Below are 18,043 nucleotides of genomic sequence, written 5' to 3' on the forward strand. Positions count from 1 at the left end.
ACCGGACTCTTACCGATGCCGAGATTGCGAGACCCGTGCCGCCTCCCCCACGCCTCCCGCTGCCACGGCCCTCACGCCGTACGGCCCTGCTCTGCGCCTTCCTGGCCGGCGCCGCCGCCCTTCTCCCCGCACCGGCGGCCCGGGCCGCCCCCACCACCCCCACCCGCGTCCACTTCGGCACCTGCCCGGACTCCGTACCGAGACCGGCGGCGCCCGAGACCGTCGAATGCGGCCGGCTCGACGTGCCCCTGAACTGGGACGCTCCGGCGGTGGACGGCCCACGGCTGCGGATCGCCGTCTCCCGGGTCCGCGCCTCCGGTACGGCCGCCGAGCGGCGCGGCATCCTGCTGGTGAACCCCGGAGGCCCGGGCGGGGCCGGGCTGCCGTACGCGGTCACGAAGCGGGCCAGGCTTCCCGAGAGCGTGCGGCGCGCGTTCGACGTGATCGGCTTCGATCCGCGGGGCACCGGCCTGAGTTCACCCGTCGACTGCGGTGCGATGGGGGGCCTCTTCGACGGCGACCGCCCGCACGCGGACCCCGTGCCCGTGGGCCCCCGGGCCGAGTCGGCGTACCTCCGCTCGCTGCGCGCCCTGGCGGACGACTGTGCGGCGGGCGTCGGCGACGAGGTGCTGCCGTATCTCTCCACGGAGCAGACGGCGCGGGACATGGACGCGATCCGTGCCGCTCTCGGCGAGCACCGGACGAGCTTCCTCGGTGTGTCGTACGGGAGTTATCTGGGCGCCGCCTACACGGCTCGTTTTCCCCACCGGGTCGGGCGGATGGTGCTGGACAGTGTCGTCGGACCGTGGGACTGGTACGACTTCGACGTCGTGCAGAGCCGGGCACTGCTGCGCGGGCGCGACACCTTCCTCGCCTGGACCGCACGCCACCCGGACCGCTTCGGGCTCGGCGACGACACCGGGGCGGTTCGGGACGCGTATCTGCGGGTGCGGGAAGGACTTCGCGAGCGGCCCGTGGACGGGTTCGGGGCGGCGGCCTTCGACCGGGCCGTCTACCGCGCCCTCGGCCGCACCGAACGCTGGGCGGGCCTGGCCGACGGACTGCGTACGTATCTGCGGGACGGTACGCCGGGCACACTGCGCCCCCCGACCGCCCCCGGCTCGCCCGACTCACGCACCTTCGAGGCGGCCAACCGGACCGTGAAGTGCGCCGACGGACCAGGTCCGGCCCCCGCCCGCGTCCTGGCCGACCTCCGCCGCACGCGACGGCTGGACCCGCAGCCCGTGCTGACCGGCATGGAGGCATCGGCCTGCGCCTTCTGGCACCACCGGCCCGCCCGCCGAACCGCCCTGGGCAGCCCCGCGGCCCCGCCCGTCCTGCTGATCGCCTCCGCCCACGACCCGGTCACCCCGATCGAGGGCGCCCACGAGCTGCGCCGCCTGCTGCCCGGCTCCCGTCTGGTCACCCTCGACGACGACTACTCCCACGGCGTGTTCGCGAGCCGGGGCAACGCGTGCGTCGACTCGACGGCCGCCGCCTACCTGGTCGCCGGGCGGGTCCCGGCGGCGGACGTGCGTTGCGCGGGCCCGGGGCTGCCGGTGCCGGCCGGCCCGTAGCGTGCCACGGGCGCACCCCGGCGGCCGGAAGGGAACCGGCCGGAACCGGTCGACGGGGTGCGCACCGGCGGCGTACCGGGACTACGACAGCTGCGACTGCACCTGCGAGGAGATCAGCTCCAGGTGGTCGAGGTCGTCGAGGTCGAGGATCTGGAGATAGATCCGCTGTGAGCCGGCCTCCGCGTACCGGCCGATCTTCTCCACGACCTCGGCCGGGGAGCCCGCCAGTCCGTTGGCCTTCAGTTCGTCGACCTCGCGGCCGATCGCGTCGGCGCGGCGGGCCACTTCCTGGTCGTCCTTGCCGACGCAGACCACGAGCGCGTTCGAGTACGTCAGCTCGTCGGCCTTGCGGCCCGCGCGCTCGGCCGCCGCTCGGACCCGGCCGAACTGGCGCTCGGTGTCCTCGGCCGAGGAGAACGGCATGTTGAACTCGTCGGCGTACTGCGCGGTCAGCCGCGGGGTACGGGCCGCGCCGTGGCCGCCGATGAGCACGGGGATCTTGGCCTGCGCGGGCTTGGGGAGGGCCGGCGAGTCGGTGAGGTCGTAGTGCGTGCCGTGATGGCTGAACGTTTCGCCGGTCTTCGCCTCCCACAGACCGGTGACGATCGCCAGCTGCTCTTCGAGGCGGGCGAACCTCTCCTGCGGGAACGGGATGCCGTACGCCTTGTGCTCCTGCTCGAACCAGCCCGCGCCCAGGCCGAGTTCGACCCGCCCGCCGGACATCTGGTCGACCTGCGCGACCTGGATCGCCAGGACACCGGGGAGGCGGAAGGTGGCGGCCGTCATCAGGGTGCCGAGGCGGATGCGCCTGGTCTCGCGGGCGAGTCCGGCGAGGGTGATCCAGGCGTCGGTGGGACCGGGCAGGCCGTCCCCGGAGCCCATGTGGAGATAGTGGTCGGAGCGGAAGAACGCGTCGAAACCAAGGTCCTCGGTGGCCTTCGCCACGGCGAGCAGGGTGTCGTAGGTCGCGCCTTGCTGGGGTTCGGTGAAGATGCGAAGATCCATGCCCCCATCCTGCACTCGGACCCCGGTCAATCTCACCGGCACCCCCTGCCCCACGCCTCCCCGGTCGGGTGAAAAACCGTCAACCACGTGCGAGGTGCGGGTCCGTACCAGTGACCCCCCACCGTGATGATCGTTGGCTCGGGCGGAGCCGGCCCGACCGGCGCCCGCGCCGGCACCGACCGGTCGGCCAGTTCCCTTGCCGGCTCGCTCGCTCCGGGGCGCACCCGCGTCGGCCCCCTCGGGGGCCAGGGGCCGAGGAGGCCGTCCATTGTCCGAAGAAGTCGTGCCGCAGCAGGCGGGGCCCACACAGCCGAAAGGGCTGCTGCAGCAGATGGAGGAACTGATGGCCGCGCTGAACGCGGACCTGTCCGCGCTCGACGCCGACCTTCAGTCCGCGGGGGTGTCGTCGACGTCCGCGGAGGAGCCTGAGGCGGGTTGATGCCGACCGCTACCGGGGGCTCCGCCCCCGGACTCCCGCTCGGCCTGAACGGCCTCGTCCTCAATCGCCGGACGGGCTGAGACGCCCGGGCCGAGCTGCAAGGCTCGGCCCGCACAAAGCCCGTACAGAGCCCGTGCAGAGGGCATCGGGACGAACGAACCGCTAACCAGCCACCCGCTCCGCTCCCCCCGCCGCCTCCTTGGCCGCCAGTTTGCGGAGCATTTCCAGGACCCGGTCGCGGGACTCGTCCGCCGCGTCGATCGATTCCATGCACTGCCAGTACGTCGTCTCGTCGTCCGCCGCGCTGGCGATGCCGACCAGGGCCATGCCCGCCTCGCCGAGGAGGGCGCCGAGGCAGCAAAGGGCCTGGCGGGCGTCGCCCAGCTCGGTGAGCTGGGCCGCGCGTAAGGCGCCGACGGCGAGGCGCGGTTCGTCCAGTACGCCGCAGCCCCGGCCCGCCAGTTCGGTCAGCCCCAGCGCCTCACCCCGCAGTTCGGGTGGTCCGTTGACCGCGAGGCGGCTGCCTATCGCCTGCGCGAGCGCCTGTGCCTGCCACACCTCCGTCAGGGTCTGAAGCACACCCTCGCTGCCCGCGAGGGCATGTCTGCTCGTCAGGATGAGCCGCACCGCATCCATGCGCTGCCCCAGTCTGTCCCCGACGCGCTGTCCGCGCGCCCGCCCGAACTCCACCGTCCACTACCCAGAGTGAAGTGCTGTGGGACGAAAAGCCAGAGGAAGGCGGAAATCTGCGGACAACAATCGAGGAACGAACCGCACTTCGACTTCGGAGAGTAACTATCCCTTGGGCGGGAACCTCTGTTCGTTGCGGTCGATCTTCGCGTCGAGGGCCGCCAGCGCGTCGATCCCGAGCACCTCGCACAGCTGGAGCAGATACGCGAGCACGTCCGCGACCTCGTCCGTCACCCGGTGGGCGGTGTCCGGGTCGTCCATCACCCGTGCCGACTCCTCGGGCGTCAACCACTGGAAGATCTCGACCAGTTCGGACGCCTCCACACTGAGCGCGGCGGCGAGGTTCTTGGGGGTGTGGAACGGCTGCCAGCTGCGTGCCGCCGCGAACTCGGCCAGCCGGCGCTGGAGTTTCGCCACGTCCAACCGCCCGCCGCGCTCCCGGCGTTCGGCCTGCCCGGAGCCTCCGGAGTTGTCGGAGTCCCCGGAGTTCTCGCCGCCTTCGACCTGTTCCTGATCAGTCACGGCTCCAGGTGTACCACCGTCACTCCCGGCACGCCCTCCGCCCAGGACGCGTCGCTCACCGTCCCGAGGAGACGGATGTGCCCGCGGTCGCACATCCGGGCAGCCAGCCGCAGGAGTTGCTCGCGCTGCCGTACGTCCAGGGACCGGTCGAAACCGTCGGCCAGGACCGTGAGCGCCTGGAGGGCGTCGGGCACCTCGCCGGGCCGGTCGACCGCCAGCACACCGGGCCCGGTCAGCAGGACCAGGGCCAGACCCGTGTACCTCAACTCGCCGTCGCCCAGCCTGCCGAAGTGGGTGAGGGGGCCGTCGCCCCGGTCGAGCACGGCCCGGACACGGCCGTCGGCGACCTCGTCGGCCCGTACGTCGGTGACCGGGCCCGCGCAGGCCTCGCGAACCGCGGCGACCAACAGGCCGTGGCGGATGGCGCATTCGGTCCGGGTACGCCAGAGGACCTCGGCCAGGTTGTCGCAGCCCGGCAGGAGTCGTCCACTGTCGACCCGGACCGCCGCACGCATCCGGTCGGGCCGGGGATCACAGGCGAAGACGGACCGCAGGGCGACCACCATCTGCTCGGCGGCGGCGATGACCTGGCGCTGCCCGTCCGTCTTCCCGGCCACCCGCAGCGGCAGCAGGGCCGTGCCGAGCCGGTCGTCCGGCATCGGGGCGCGGGTGACCGATGCCGAACCGGCGGTGTGCCAGGCGGCCTGGACGGTGCGCCGGCTGGGATCGCGCAGTGCCGTCTCCAGCAGGACGACCCCGCCCGCGCTCAACCGCTCGCCCACGATGCGCAGTTCGGGCTCGGCCTGGACGGCGACGTCGAGCAGTACGGGACCCTCCGGGCCGTCCGCCGTACAGCCGATGCGGAAGCCGCGGCGGCGCTGGCCGTCGGGCCGCGCGCGTTCCGGTACGCAGGCCGCCGGGTCCGGGAACGCCTCCTCGACGGCGGCGCCGGAGCCGAGCCGGGCGAGCGACTCGTACGCCCTGAGCGCGGTCGACTTGCCGCCGCCGCTCGGCCCGGCGAGAAGCGTGAGCTGTCCGAGGGGGAACCTGGCCCGCCGGTGCCCCGCGTAGGCGGACAGCCTCAGTTCGGTGACGCTCGGCCGGTCGGGACGCTCCGCCCGCCGTGCTGCGGTGGCCGGGCCGGGCGGTAAGTCCAGTGACAGGGTCATATCCGGACCGTAGGCCTCCGCCCGCGAGGCGAACCGTTCCGTCCGCCGCACCTTCCTACGAACGGGGGACGGATCTCGTCGTGCGGAGTGTCGTGAGGAGTCAGGCCGGTCGGTCTCAGTGCCCCGGGACCCCCGCTCCGCCCATGAGCCCCCCGACCTCGGTGCCGGGCGGGGTGAGAAGGAACACGTTCCGGTCGACCCGGTGCATCCCGCTCGCGAGGCCGAAGACGACACCGGTGCTGAAATCGAGGACGCGCTTGGCGGTGTCCGCCTCGGCGCCCGTCAGATCGAGGAGTACCGGTATCCCCGCCATCAGTGTCTCGGCGACCTCGCGGGCGTCCGCGAAGACGTTGACGCGCAGGACGACGAAACGGCGTCTGGCCTCGGTCGCCGCCTCGGGTATCGACCGGTGGCCCACCGCGGACGGCCAGGCGTCCCGGCCTCTCAGCGGTACGACCTGGGCGAGCCCCTCCCACTGTTCGTCGGTGGCGTCGTGGCTTCTCATCGGCACACTCCGCCCTGGCTCGCACTGACTGTCTGCATCAGCCAATTCTTACTCATGGTCACCCGATCGGCCCAATACGACACGCTCAGCGACCTCCTGTATGAGAAATATCCGAACACCCATACGTACCTCACAGCACTGACAGTCCGGCTGTGCAGCGGGCGTAACCGCTCATGATCGGATCACGTGACATCGACGTAACGGGCAATTCGTACGCTCACGGGTAGCGGGCCCGGCATGGAGATCGACGGAGATCGACGGAAGACGGAGAAAGGCAGCACGTGACCACAACCCCCACGACCACGCAGGTGCGGACCGTGTGCTCGTACTGCGGGGTGGGCTGCGGAATCGTGCTGGACGTCGGACTCGGACCCGACGGACGGCGTACGGTCTTCAAGGCGTCCGGGGACAAGGCGCACCCCGCGAACGCCGGGCGGCTGTGCACCAAGGGCGCGACCACCGCCGACATGCTCAGCGCGCCCGGCCGGCTGACCACCGCGCTGGTCAGGGACGGCCTCGACGACCGGGGCGAGGAGCTGGTCCCCGCGCCCGTCGTCGACGCGATCGCCGAGACCGCGCGGCGGCTGCGCGCGATCGTCGACGAGCACGGCCCGGACGCCGTCGCCTTCTATGTCTCCGGGCAGATGGGCCTGGAGGCCCAGTACCTGGCTAACAAGCTGGCCAAGGGGTTCGTGGGCACGAACCAGATCGAGTCGAACTCCCGGCTGTGCATGGCGAGCGCGGGCACCGGATACAAGCTCTCGCTGGGCGCCGACGGGCCGCCCGGCTCGTACGACGACTTCGACCACGCCGACGCCTTCCTCGTCATCGGGTCGAACATGGCCGACTGCCATCCGATCCTGTATCTGCGAATGATGGAGCGGGTCAAGGCGGGGGCCAGGCTCATCGTGGTCGACCCACGGCGTACCGCCACCGCCGCCAAGGCCGACCTGTTCCTGCAGATCAAGCCCGGGACGGATCTGGCCTTCCTCAACGGCCTGCTCCATCTCCTGCACGCGAACGGGCACACGGACCCGGAGTTCATCGCCGCCCACACCGAGGGCTGGGAGGAGATGCCGGCCTTCCTCGCCGACTACGCGCCGGACGCCGTCTCCGCGATCACCGGCATCCCCGAGGACGAGATCCGGGCAGCGGCGCGGGTCATCGGGGAGGCCAGTGCGTCCGGTGAGTGGATGAGCTGCTGGACCATGGGGCTCAACCAGTCCACGCACGGCACCTGGAACACGAACGCCCTGGTCAACCTGCATCTCGCCACCGGCGCGATCTGCCGCACCGGCAGCGGGCCGTTCTCCCTCACCGGGCAGCCCAACGCGATGGGCGGCCGGGAGATGGGGTACATGGGGCCGGGGCTTCCCGGGCAGCGGTCCGTGCTGGTGGACGAGGAGCGGGCGTTCGTCGAGGAGCTGTGGGAGCTGCCGGCCGGCACGCTCCGCAAGGACGGCGCCGGGCACGGCACGATCGAGATGTTCCGGCGGATGGCCGAGGGTCACATAAAGGCCTGCTGGATCATCTGCACCAACCCGGTCGCCTCGGTCGCCAACCGCCGTACGGTCATCGAGGGCCTGGAGGCCGCCGAGTTCGTCGTCACCCAGGACGTCTTCGCCGAGACCGAGACCAACGCGTACGCCGATGTCGTCCTGCCCGGCGCGATGTGGACCGAGGCGGAGGGCGTCCTCGTCAACAGCGAGCGCAGTCTCACCCTCGCCCAGGCGGCCGTCGACCCGCCCGGCGACGCCATGGCCGACTGGCGGATCATCGCGGCCGTCGCCCGCGCGATGGGGTTCGAGGGGTTCGCCTACGAGAGCGCGGAGGACGTCTTCGAGGAGCTCAAGCGGGCGTGGAACCCGAAGACCGGCTGGGATCTCCGCGGAGTCACCTACGAGCGGCTGCGGGAGACCCCCGTGCAGTGGCCGGCGCCTTCGGTGGACGGGCCCGCGCGCAATCCCGTCCGGTACCGGGAGCAGTACGACGACAACGGCGACAAGGAGAGCGAGGGGCTGCGGTTCCCCACCGCCAGTGGGCGTGGCGTCTTCCACGCCCGGCCGCATCTGCCCGCCTCCGAACTGCCGGACGACGACTTCCCGTTCGTCCTCAACACCGGGCGCGTGCAGCACCAGTGGCACACCCTGACGAAGACGGGGAGGGTCGCCAAGCTCAACAGGCTGAACTCCGGGCCGTTCGTGGAGGTGCATCCCGAGGACGCGCGGGAGCTGGGGGTCGTGGACGGCGACTCGGTCGAGGTCGCCTCGCGGCGCGGGCGGGCCGTACTGCCGGCCGTTGTCACCGACCGGGTACGGCCGGGGTGCGTCTTCGCGCCCTTCCACTGGAACGACCTCTTCGGTGAATACCTCGGCATCAACGCGGTGACGAGCGACGCGGTCGATCCGCTGTCCCTCCAGCCGGAGTTCAAGGTGTGCGCGGTGTCCCTGGTGAAGGTGCACCGCCCCGAGTCCGAGGGGAAGCACCCGGAAACCCCCGAGCCGGCCCGCCCCCAAGTTCCGGTCTCCGTACCGGAGTTCGCGTTCACGCCCGCTCCCCCGCCCGTCCTCAGCTCGCAGGAGCGCCAGTACCTCTCGGGTTTCCTCGCCGGACTGCCCACCGGCGCCGCCGGGATTCCCGTACTGCCCGCCTCCGCTCCCTTCAGCGCCGAGCACGCCGACTGGGTGAACGGGATGCTCGCCGGCATGTACTCCCGGGCCGTCGAGACCCCGCCGCAGGAGCGGGTCGGTGTGGGGGTCGAGGTCGACGGGCGCGAAGTCGTCGTGCTGTGGGCCTCGCAGACCGGAAACGCCGAGGAACTCGCCGGCGCCACCGCCGAGCGGCTGAACGCCGGCGGGCACCGGGCGAGGCTCGTCGGCATGGACGAGGCCGATGTGACCGCCCTCGCGCGCAGCGCCGATCTCCTCTTCATCACCAGTACGTTCGGCGACGGCGACGCCCCCGACAACGGCTCGGGCTTCTGGGACACGCTCTCCGGGGAGCAGGCGCCGCGGCTGGACGGCGTGCGGTACGCCGTCCTGGCGCTGGGCGACTCCTCGTACGACGACTTCTGCGGGCACGGGCGCCGGCTGGACGCGCGGCTCGACGAGTTGGGGGCGGTACGGATCGCGCCGCGCACCGACTGCGAGCCCGACTTCGAGCCGTCCGCGGACGCGTGGCTCGACCAGGTGCTCGACGTGCTGGACACGAGCGGCACGGACGGCACGAACACCACGGGCGACACCACGGGCGCGGGGACCGCGCAGGAGCGGCGGACGGGGGGTACCGCCGCCCAGGTCCCGACTCCCGTTCCCCCTCCGGCCTCGCGGTCCGCCAAGGCCGCCGCCTCGCCCGCCCGGCTCGTCGGCAACCGGCTGCTCAGCCTGCCCGGCGCGACCAAGGAGGTGCGCCGGTTCACCTTCGACACGAGCGGTACGGCACTGACGTACGAAGCGGGTGACGCGCTCGGGGTACGGCCCGTCAACTCCACGTCCCTGGTGGCGGAATGGCTGGCCGTGACCGGGCTGGACGCGTCAACCGGCGTACGGGTGGAGGGAGTCGGTGAGTTTCCGTTCTCCGAGGCGCTGCACCGGCAGCTCGACATCACCCGGATCACACCCGACCTGCTGCGCTTCGTCTCCGAACGGGCCCGGGACAACCGTGAGTTGAAGAAGCTGATGCGGTCCGACAACAAGGACGGGCTGGCCCGCTGGTCGTGGGGGCGGCAGGCCGTCGACGTGGTCGCCGAGTACGGGGTGCGGGCGTCCGCACAGGAGTGGGTGACGGTACTGCGGCGGATGCAGCCCCGGCTCTACTCCATATCGTCGAGCCCGCTCGTCGACCCGGAGCGGGTGTCGCTGACGGTGTCCGTGGTGCGGTACGAGAACCTGCACGGCCGGCCGCGCGGCGGAGTCTGCTCGCCCTTCCTGGCCGACGCCGGGCCGGACACGGCGGTGCCCGTCTTCGTGCAGCGCTCGCCGCACTTCAGGCCGCCCGCGGACGCCTCGACGCCGATGGTGATGGTCGGGCCGGGCACCGGGGTGGCGCCGTTCGTGGGGTTCCTGGAGGAGCGGCGGGCGCTCGGGCACACGGCGCCGAACTGGCTGTTCTTCGGCGAACAGCACCGCGCCACCGACTTCTACTACGAGGAGGAGCTGGCCGGCCTGGTCACCGAGGGCACGCTGACCCGCCTGGACACCGCGTTCTCCCGCGACCAGCGCAACAAGGTCTACGTCCAGGACCGGATGCGCGAGCACGGACCCGAGCTGTGGCACTGGCTGCAGGAGGGCGCCCACTTCTACGTCTGCGGCGACGCCTCCCGCATGGCCAAGGACGTGGACCGGGCACTGCGGGACATCGCGGTGGCGCACGGCGGCCTGAGCGAGGACGAGGCGGGCGTGTACGTGAAGCAGCTGACGGCGGCGAAGCGCTATGTACGGGACGTGTACTGAGTGACGTGAGGCCGACCAAATCGCCATAAATGACTACTGGCGGACATTCTTACCGGCCTCACACCGGACCCTTCACCTCCACCCGCGCGAGGCACACCGGGCACGATTACGTTCCGGTGTCGTGCACTTGGCAGAGACAGCGCCGGACGTCACGGCGAACACCGGCCCCCTGCGGTCCCGTACCCCGGCGAACGCACCGGCGGCCGACGCCCCCGCGCAGTGGCACCGCGTCCTGACGCTGCTCGCGACCGTCAGCCTGTTCATCGGAACGCGCGCGGTGTGGACGCAGGCCGCCAGCCACCGGCCCGTCGTCGCCGCCGTCATCTCGCTCTGCTATCTGTCGATCCTGGTCAGCGGAGTACTGGCGCTGACCGTACGCCGGACGCGTTCGCTCGCCCGCCTCGACCTGTGCGTCCTGGTCACGGCCGTGACGCTGACCCTGTGCACGTTCTCCCTGAACCACGCCGGCGGCGACGAGGGCGTCCTCACCGCGCAGGCCGCCCGCGAACTCGTCGCCGGGCACCCCGTGTACGGGCAGCCCTGGCCGTGGCTCTTCCAGCACAACCCCGACGTCGCCCTGACCCCGACGATGGACGGCGGCTACGACCTCACGTACGGCTACCCGCCCCTGGCCCTGCTGCTGACCGCGCCGCTCCTGTGGCTCGGGCACGGCGCGCTCGCGGCGACCGCGGTGACGACCGGGGCGCTGCTCGTCGGCGCGGTGACGCTGTGGCGGCTGCTGCCGGTGCCGTGGCGGTCGGCGGCGACCATGGCGTGCCTGGGCTTCGGCTTCCTGCCGAGTTACGCGCGGCTCGGCTACCCGGCGATCCTCGGGCTCGCGCTGCTGATCCCGATGGTGGTGCACTGGCCGCGGCTCGGTGCGGGCGGGCGGCTCGGGTGGGGCGGCCTCGCGCGGGCCGCCTGTCTGGGCGCGGCCTGCGCCGCGCAGCAACTGCCGTGGTTCCTCGTGCCGTTCCTGCTGGCCGGGATCTACGCCGTGCGCCGTGGCGAACTGGGCGCGCGGCCCGCCGCCGGGGTGGTGCTGCGGATCGCCGGTACGGCGGTCACCGTATGGCTGCTGATCAACACGTACTTCGTCGTGAGCGAGCCACGGACCTGGGCGGCCGGGGTCGCGCTGCCGCTGACGCAGAACGCGACGATCCACGGGCAGGGCCTGGTGGGCGTCGCGCTCTACTACACCTCCGGCAGCGACCGGCTGGCCTGGTACAGCCACGCGAGCATGCTGCTGACGGGGGCCCTGCTGGTGCTGCTCGTCCTGTTCGTGCGGCGGCTCGGTCCGGCGGCGACGGTGCTGCCGTGGTGCGCCTTCTACCTGGCGACGCGTTCGCAGGACGGCTACTACCTGCTGATGACGCCGCTGTGGCTGGCCGCCGCGGTGACGACACCGGCCGCGTCCTTCGCCGGCGCGTGGCAGCCCCGGCCGCGCTTCCTGTCGGGTCCGCGCAGGCGTCCCGCGCTGATCGCGACGGCCGCGCTGCTCCTCGTACCCGCGCTGGCGAGTGCCGCCGTGGCGGCGACGGGTTCGCCGCCGCTGCGGATGCGGGTGACGAGGGCGCTCACGGTCCGGCCGGGCGCCGTGTCGGAACTGGTCCTCCGGGTCACGAACGTGGACGGCAGCGCCCTCGCCCCCCACTTCACGCTCACCACCGGCCAGGGCATGAGCCGCTGGTGGAAGGTGGTCCAGGGCCCGGCCACGCTGCCCGCCCGCGCGAGCGCCGTCTACCGGCTCCGGCCGCCCGGACCGGTGTTCCAGGTGCCCCGGCGCCCGGGTACGCGGATCCGGCTGCGCGCCTTCACGGCGTCGCCGGACACGTTGACGAGCATGGACGTCGAGCTGCCGGGCGAGCGGTCCTGACGCCCTCGGCCCTGCGGCACCGCCCCTCAGGCGGGGGTGCGGGTGAAGCGGAGGGTGGCCGTGACCGTCGTGAGGCCGCGGATCATGCCCAGCTGGTTCCAGCCCAGGCCGAACTGGTCCCGGTCCACGGTGAACTCCGCGTCCAGGGTGAGCGCGTCGGCGCCGGCGTCGGTGAGGCGCGCGGTGAGGGTCGTGGGGCGGCTGATGCCGCGCACGGTCAGCTGACCGTTGACGTGGACGGTGTCGCCGTCACGGAGTTCGGCGCCGCGCACCGCGAAGGTGATCTCGGGGTGGTTCTCGGCGTCGAAGAAGTCGGCCCCGTGCAGGTGCTTGTCACGCTTGGCGTGCTTGGTGTCCAGGGAGGCGGCGTCCAGGGTCAGGGTGCCCGTGGCGGAGCCGTCGGGGAGGACCTCGCCACCGCCGCCGGTGATGGCGAAGGTGCCGTTCACGGTGACCAGGTTCCACATCGTCTTGTGCTTGATGGCGACGGTGGAGGCCGTCCGGTCGAGCTGCCACAGGCCGGTTTCCACGGCAACGGTCATGAGCTGTCTCCTGACAGGAACGAGGGTCGTGCGACTTCCGCCAAGTTCCGCGAGTCGCGATACCCCAGTCATCCAAATTTGGACGACGGGGCGATGGCGCCACGCTAGCCTGTTATCCAAATATGAACAACCCCTCGTGCAAAATTGGACAACCGGTAGAATCGACGGCATGGCCGCCCCTCCCGAACACTCCGCAGAGCCGACCCGATGTCCCGCCGCGCAGGAGGGCGGGCTGCTCCCGGCCGAGCTACGGGGCTGGATGGTCCTGCTGGCCGCCACCGGGGCGATCGAGCAACGGCTCGGCCCCGTCCTCAAGGACACGCTCGGGGTCTCCCACGACGAGTTCCTGGTGCTGTGCCTGCTCGCGGACCGTCCCGACGGCGGGCTGCGGATGACGCGGATCGCGGAACTGCTCGGGCGCCCCAAGACCCGCCTCACCTATCAGATCGCCTGCCTCTCGCACGCCGGGCTGGTCACCCGGCGCTCGGTGTGCGGCGACAAGCGGGGCGTCGAGGTGGCCCTCACCGACAAGGGCCGCCGCCTGTTCACGGAGGCCTCACCGACGCTGGCCGGCACCGTCGCCTCGGGGCTCACGGAGATCAGCCCCGAGGAGCGCGAGACGATGTGCGGGCTCCTGCCGGAGGAAACGACGGCACCGGAGCGGGTGGAGCAAGCGGAGTAGGGAGTAGACGGAGCAGGGAGCAGGCGGACGCGAGCGGGGAGAACCGGTTTCCCCGTGGCTCCGCGCCCCGCACCCCTGAGCCTCTGCGTCCCCGATCCCCCGCGTCGCCGCGTCAGGCGGCCAGCACTGCCGGCGGGCGCTCGCTCGCGGCCTCGGACACGGGCTCCGGCACCGGCCGGCTCTCGGCCTGCGTGAGCAGGTCGACGAGGGTCGCGCGGGCCCGGGCCACACGTGAACGCACCGTCCCCACAGGGCAGTCGCTGACCTCGGCCGCCTCCGCATAGGGCAGCCCCATCAGTTGCGTGAGGACGAACGCCTCGCGCCGCTCGTCGGGCAGCGCGGCCAGCAGGTCGAGGAGCGCGACCCCGTCGTCGAACCCGGGCAGCCCGCGCGGCTGGGCCAGTTCGACGGTCAGCCGCCAGTCCTCCGTGTCGTGCAGCCGGGGCCGGGCGGCGGCGTGCCGGAAGCTGTCGATCACCGCGCGCCGCGCGATGGCCATCAGCCAGGAGCGGGCCGAGGACCGCCCCTCGAACCGGTGCAGACTGCCGAGCGCCCGCAGGAACGTGTCCTGGGCGAGGTCGTCGGCGGCCTGCGGATCGGCACACAGGTGGGCGACGTAGCGCACCACGTCGCGGTACAGGGCGGCGACGAAGCGCTCGACGGCGACCGGATCTCCGCCACGGGCGGCGAGCGCCCAGGCGGTTATCGACTCGTCGACCGTGACGGCCGGGGAGGCCGAGGCGGTCGGGAGGGCCGGGCCGGTGGGGCCGGTCGGGGCGGGGCGTGCAGGAGTGATCACCTGGTGTCCTTATCGGATCATCCGGAATCCGGCAGGGCGGCCCGCACGACGCGATGCGGGGCAGCGCGACGCGAGGGCGGTGCGGTGCACGAGAGGTCGTGGGCGCACGCCGCTACCGGCAGAGGGAGGACGGCCGTCCACGTGGACGGGTACGGCCGAGGCCCGGAGCTCCCGCGGCGGCCGACGGAGATCGCGTCGGCGCCACCCGGAGCGGACCGGGGAACCAGCTGTCTCAGACGACAGCGATCCCCGTCGGCGGGCCCCGAGAAGTGATCGCGTGGACGAGCGGGAGCAGCCGTGGCGCCCGGTCCGAACCGCTGCGGCGCAGGCGCGGACGGGGCCGGTCGGGCGTCGAGAGCGGCGCGAGCGCCAGCCGCAGCGGAGCGGCCAGCCGGCCGGCCACCGCCCGCAGGATGCGGAACGCGGCCCGCTCGCCGTGCGCCAGCCACAGACCGCACAGCAGCGCGGCGAGCGTGTGGGCGGCGAGCATGCCGTACGAGGACGACAGGACGTCCAGGCCGTGGCCGCCGTGGGCCATGTGCCCCACGGCCATGTCCATGTCGGCGCCGGTGTGGACCATGTCCATGGAACCCATCGGCACACCGGCGGAACCCGTACCCGCGCCCGCGCCCGCGCCCGCGCTCCGGGTGAACGAGAACACCGAGTGGAGCGCGCCCTGGGCGGCGACGACCACGCCCACCACCAGCGGGAGTCCGCGCTCGCGGCCGGTCAGGGACCAGCCTGCGGCGCCCATGACGAGGGCCCCCAGGGCCAGCGTCCACCAGGCGACGGTGGAGCCGGACATGAGCACGTGGCCGAGGGAGGCGAGGAGCACACAGACAGCCGCGAACACCGCGGTCCGTAGCGTGCGTACACCCCACCCGGCAGTCATGACGGCCCACATCCTCCCAGCCGGTGCTCGGACGTCACCGGTAGGTACGCAAAGTACCGATCAACCCTTCGACGAGGTACCCCGGCCGACCGGCGCGGTCCCCCTCGGACACCCGGCGGACAGCCCCTCGGACCCGCGAATTCCCAGCCCAGAGGGCTGACGCGGAAGGCCTCACCGCCGGACTCCGGCCCTCACACTCAGATCGAACCCACAGTTCCTGTCAGCAACGCCGACGCCCCTCCCGAACATGTTTTGAACGCGTTCAAATAATTGGGCTACTCTCACTCCCACACGTTCCAAGCCCTGAGGGGGAGCCGTGAAGGTAGTCATACCCGGTGGAACCGGCCAGGTGGGCGGCATCCTGAACCGCGCTCTCACCGCCGCCGGTCACGACGTCACCGTCCTGACCCGGCGGCCGGCGCACGACCGTGAGATCGGCTGGGACGGCGAGACCCTGGGCGCGTGGGCCGAGGCGGTCGACGGCAGCGACGTCGTGATCAACCTGGCGGGCCGCAGCGTCAGCTGCCGCTACACGCCCGCCAACCTGCGGGCCATGATGGACTCGCGCGTGCACTCCGCCCGGGTCGTCGGCGAGGCGATCGCGGGCGCCGCCCGACCTCCCCGGCTCTGGCTCCAGATGAGCACCGCCACGGTGTACGCCCACCGCTTCGACGCCCCGAACGACGAGGCGACCGGCGTCATCGGCGGCGCCGAACCCGGCGTACCGGACTACTGGGCGTACAGCGTCGACATCGCCAGGGCCTGGGAGAGGGCCCAGGAGCAGGCAGCGACCCCCGCCACGCGCAAGGTCGCCCTGCGGACGGCCATGGTGATGAGCCCGGACCGCGGCGGCGTCCTCGACGTCCTGCTGCGGCTGGCCCGGCTCGGCCTCGGCGGCCCGGTCGCGGGCGGCGCGCAGTACGTGTCCTGGATCCACGACCACGACTTCGTACGCGCCGTCGAGTTCCTGGCCGACCGGGACGACCTCGCCGGGCCGGTGAACCTCGCCGCTCCCCGTCCCCTACCGCAGCGCGAGTTCATGCGCGCGCTGCGCGCCGCGTGGGGCGTTCCGGTGGGCCTGCCCGCGACGCGGTGGATGGCGGAGCTCGGCGCGTTCGCGCTCCGCTCGGACACCGAACTCCTGCTGAAGAGCCGCCGTGTCGTACCCGGCCGGCTGCTCGACGCGGGCTTCACCTTCGAACACGCCGAGTGGCCGGAGGCCGCCACCGACCTCGTACGACGGGTGCGCGACAGGGCGGGGACGGGCGCCGGCGCCTCGACCCGGTCGTCGGCCACAGGCCCGACGAATCGGTGACCGTTCGGCGGCGGCCGAGGGAGGCCCCTCCCGGGCCGCACAGCATGGCCGTCGAGGAGTCGTGCAAGTGACCCCTGGTGCGCGGGCCGTCGAGCGCGAGAGGGAAGCTGGTCTCGACCAACTCTTCCTGGAGGTACGTGAGATGACGAGCCGTCTGCCGCGCCGTACGGTGCTGGGCGGAATGATCGGCGGTGCGGCGCTGGCCGCGGCCGGCACGGGGGCCGGATCCGCGGTGGCCGCGGGACGCGCACCGGGCGCCACCGGGCAAGGGGCCGTCGGCCCGGAGCCGTACGTGCCGGTGGCCGTGGGCGCCGGGGGCGGGCCCGCCGGGACGGACCGGGTGCATGTCCTCAAGGTCGGCCCCGACACGGCGGCCACCGTTCTCCTTCTGGTGCCCGGCATGTTCGGGGCGGCCAACGACTTCCGGCTGCTGGCCCGTGACCTGGTAGCGGCCGCGCCCGGGCTCCAGGTGTGGGCCCTCGACCGGCGGGAGGAGAACCTCTCCGACCGGTCGGGTTTCGCGGGCCCGGACCCCCTCGCCCACTACCTGGACGGCCACTACCGCACCCAGGACCCGGCCGCCTCCCCCTTCGCCGCGCACTGGGGTCTGCCCCTGACGCTCACCGATCTCCGGGCCGTCGTCCGGTCGGCGGGGCGCGGCGGCCGGCGTGTGGTGCTCGGCGGGCACTCCTGGGGAGCGACGACCGCGATGGCATACGCGGCCTGGGACTTCGACGGCTGCCCCGGCTACCGGGACCTCGCGGGCCTCGTGGTCGTCGACGGCGGTGTGCTCGGGGCGTTCGACGGCACGGGCGAGCCGGTCCTCGACTCGCCGGAGCAGATCCGGGAGCGGCTGGCGGCCATCGACGCCGGGGCGGTCTTCGACCTGACCCTCAGCGGCGTGGGGCTCGGCAGCCGCGCGGAGAGCACCCAGATCTGGTACCAGCTCGCCGGCCACTACGCGCTCCACGACCCCGACGGCCCCTCCCTCCTCCAGCCCCGCCTGCCCGACGCCCTGCGCCTGCCCTACCCCGTCACCAACGCGGGCCTGCTGGGCTTCTTCGTGGACGCCGGCTTCGGCTGGCCGAACTCCATCACCGTCCACTCCGGACACCTCGCCGACAGCGGGGACGTACGCGGCTGGGTCGACGACGGGATCACCCCGTTGGGCCGGGTCGCGGCGGCGTACGCCGGTCCGGTGCCGGCGGTGTGGGAGTGGTACTGGCCCGCCAGGCTCTCCGTCGACCTCGACGTGACGGACGCCTACACCGACTCCCCGCTCGCCCGCTCCCTGGGCCTGCGCCTGCACCACGCCGACCGTCTCGACGTACCCCTGTACGCCTTCGGGACGAGCTACGCCAACGGCACGATCGAGGCGGCGGCACGCACGGTGGTGGCCAACTCCCGCATCCCGTACGCCGCTTACGAGACCGACACCGGCATGAACCACCTCGACCCGCTCTTCGCGGCCCCGGCCCACAACACCCTGACGCGGACGCTCGCGGAGTTCCTGAAGGGGCGCCCGGGGACACGCTGAGGAAGGGAAGCCCGCCCGGTCGGTTCCCCGCGGGGAACCGGC

At 72.6% G+C, this 18,043-nt stretch carries 15 protein-coding genes; 7 read left to right on the forward strand and 8 right to left on the reverse strand.

Translation table 11 applies throughout. The features are described from left to right. Positions 1-35 precede the first annotated feature (35 nt). Positions 36-1,577 carry an alpha/beta fold hydrolase gene (locus OG595_RS09275; RefSeq protein ID WP_329269882.1) on the forward strand — a complete coding sequence of 514 codons (1,542 nt, stop codon included), beginning with the start codon at positions 36-38 and terminating at the stop codon, positions 1,575-1,577. Between the two features lie 81 nt (positions 1,578-1,658). Here the strand turns inward: OG595_RS09275 and OG595_RS09280 are convergent, their stop codons facing one another. Beyond that, a complete protein-coding gene (locus tag OG595_RS09280) occupies positions 1,659-2,582 on the reverse strand; it encodes an LLM class F420-dependent oxidoreductase (RefSeq protein ID WP_329269883.1) in 924 nt (307 codons plus the stop codon). Between the two features lie 268 nt (positions 2,583-2,850). Here OG595_RS09280 and OG595_RS09285 point away from each other — a divergent pair, with 268 nt between their 5' ends. Then, positions 2,851-3,021, forward strand: coding sequence for a hypothetical protein (locus OG595_RS09285; protein WP_329269885.1), 171 nt, complete (start codon positions 2,851-2,853; stop codon positions 3,019-3,021). A gap of 162 nt (positions 3,022-3,183) precedes the next feature. Here the strand turns inward: OG595_RS09285 and OG595_RS09290 are convergent, their stop codons facing one another. The 4 genes from OG595_RS09290 to OG595_RS09305 form a co-directional block, all read right to left on the reverse strand. After that, complete coding sequence (locus tag OG595_RS09290) at positions 3,184-3,657, reverse strand: DUF6099 family protein (protein WP_329269888.1); 474 nt, start codon at positions 3,655-3,657, stop codon at positions 3,184-3,186. Between the two features lie 159 nt (positions 3,658-3,816). Continuing rightward, positions 3,817-4,134: a nucleotide pyrophosphohydrolase gene (locus OG595_RS09295; RefSeq protein ID WP_329282753.1), complete on the reverse strand. Its 318-nt coding sequence runs from the start codon at positions 4,132-4,134 to the stop codon at positions 3,817-3,819. A gap of 95 nt (positions 4,135-4,229) precedes the next feature. Continuing rightward, the gene (locus tag OG595_RS09300; RefSeq protein ID WP_329269890.1) at positions 4,230-5,402 is read right to left on the reverse strand and encodes an ATP-binding protein; all 1,173 of its coding nucleotides are present in this window, start codon (positions 5,400-5,402) and stop codon (positions 4,230-4,232) included. Positions 5,403-5,517: 115 nt separating this feature from the next. Beyond that, entirely contained in the window at positions 5,518-5,907 is a 390-nt protein-coding gene (locus tag OG595_RS09305; RefSeq protein WP_329269893.1) for a cell division protein SepF, read from the reverse strand. A 281-nt stretch (positions 5,908-6,188) separates the two neighbouring features. Between OG595_RS09305 and OG595_RS09310 the strand changes: the two genes are divergently transcribed. Next, a complete protein-coding gene (locus tag OG595_RS09310) occupies positions 6,189-10,358 on the forward strand; it encodes a bifunctional nitrate reductase/sulfite reductase flavoprotein subunit alpha (protein ID WP_329269896.1) in 4,170 nt (1,389 codons plus the stop codon). Between the two features lie 169 nt (positions 10,359-10,527). Next, the gene (locus tag OG595_RS09315; protein ID WP_329282755.1) at positions 10,528-12,234 is read left to right on the forward strand and encodes a hypothetical protein; all 1,707 of its coding nucleotides are present in this window, start codon (positions 10,528-10,530) and stop codon (positions 12,232-12,234) included. A gap of 26 nt (positions 12,235-12,260) precedes the next feature. Here OG595_RS09315 and OG595_RS09320 read toward each other — a convergent pair whose 3' ends face one another. After that, positions 12,261-12,776 (reverse strand): YceI family protein, encoded by a 516-nt coding sequence (locus OG595_RS09320; protein WP_329269898.1) that lies wholly within the window; start codon positions 12,774-12,776, stop codon positions 12,261-12,263. 169 nt (positions 12,777-12,945) lie between these two features. Here OG595_RS09320 and OG595_RS09325 point away from each other — a divergent pair, with 169 nt between their 5' ends. Then, positions 12,946-13,458, forward strand: coding sequence for a MarR family winged helix-turn-helix transcriptional regulator (locus OG595_RS09325; protein WP_329269900.1), 513 nt, complete (start codon positions 12,946-12,948; stop codon positions 13,456-13,458). A 112-nt stretch (positions 13,459-13,570) separates the two neighbouring features. Here the strand turns inward: OG595_RS09325 and OG595_RS09330 are convergent, their stop codons facing one another. Next, entirely contained in the window at positions 13,571-14,257 is a 687-nt protein-coding gene (locus tag OG595_RS09330; RefSeq protein ID WP_443072989.1) for a sigma-70 family RNA polymerase sigma factor, read from the reverse strand. 232 nt (positions 14,258-14,489) lie between these two features. Next, on the reverse strand, positions 14,490-15,149 hold the full coding sequence (locus OG595_RS09335) for a hypothetical protein (protein WP_329269902.1): 660 nt from the start codon (positions 15,147-15,149) through the stop codon (positions 14,490-14,492). A 316-nt stretch (positions 15,150-15,465) separates the two neighbouring features. On the opposite strand from OG595_RS09335, the gene OG595_RS09340 reads away from it, so the two are divergent. Together OG595_RS09340 and OG595_RS09345 are read left to right on the forward strand one after the other, a co-directional pair. Further along, positions 15,466-16,464: a TIGR01777 family oxidoreductase gene (locus OG595_RS09340; RefSeq protein ID WP_329269905.1), complete on the forward strand. Its 999-nt coding sequence runs from the start codon at positions 15,466-15,468 to the stop codon at positions 16,462-16,464. Between the two features lie 67 nt (positions 16,465-16,531). Then, positions 16,532-18,001: an alpha/beta fold hydrolase gene (locus tag OG595_RS09345; RefSeq protein WP_329269908.1), complete on the forward strand. Its 1,470-nt coding sequence runs from the start codon at positions 16,532-16,534 to the stop codon at positions 17,999-18,001. Positions 18,002-18,043 lie beyond the last annotated feature (42 nt).

The sequence above is a fragment of the Streptomyces sp. NBC_01451 genome (assembly GCF_036227485.1).
GTDB lineage: Bacteria > Actinomycetota > Actinomycetes > Streptomycetales > Streptomycetaceae > Streptomyces.

Bases quoted from the DNA above. Each gene is read 5' to 3' on its own strand.
- OG595_RS09280 (WP_329269883.1), bottom strand. From the start codon at position 2,582: ATGGATCTTCGCATCTTCACCGAACCCCAGCAAGGCGCGACCTACGAC.
- OG595_RS09290 (WP_329269888.1), bottom strand. From the start codon at position 3,657: ATGGATGCGGTGCGGCTCATCCTGACGAGCAGACATGCCCTCGCGGGC.
- OG595_RS09300 (WP_329269890.1), bottom strand. From the start codon at position 5,402: ATGACCCTGTCACTGGACTTACCGCCCGGCCCGGCCACCGCAGCACGG.
- OG595_RS09305 (WP_329269893.1), bottom strand. From the start codon at position 5,907: ATGAGAAGCCACGACGCCACCGACGAACAGTGGGAGGGGCTCGCCCAG.
- OG595_RS09320 (WP_329269898.1), bottom strand. From the start codon at position 12,776: ATGACCGTTGCCGTGGAAACCGGCCTGTGGCAGCTCGACCGGACGGCC.
- OG595_RS09325 (WP_329269900.1), top strand. From the start codon at position 12,946: ATGGCCGCCCCTCCCGAACACTCCGCAGAGCCGACCCGATGTCCCGCC.
- OG595_RS09335 (WP_329269902.1), bottom strand. From the start codon at position 15,149: ATGACTGCCGGGTGGGGTGTACGCACGCTACGGACCGCGGTGTTCGCG.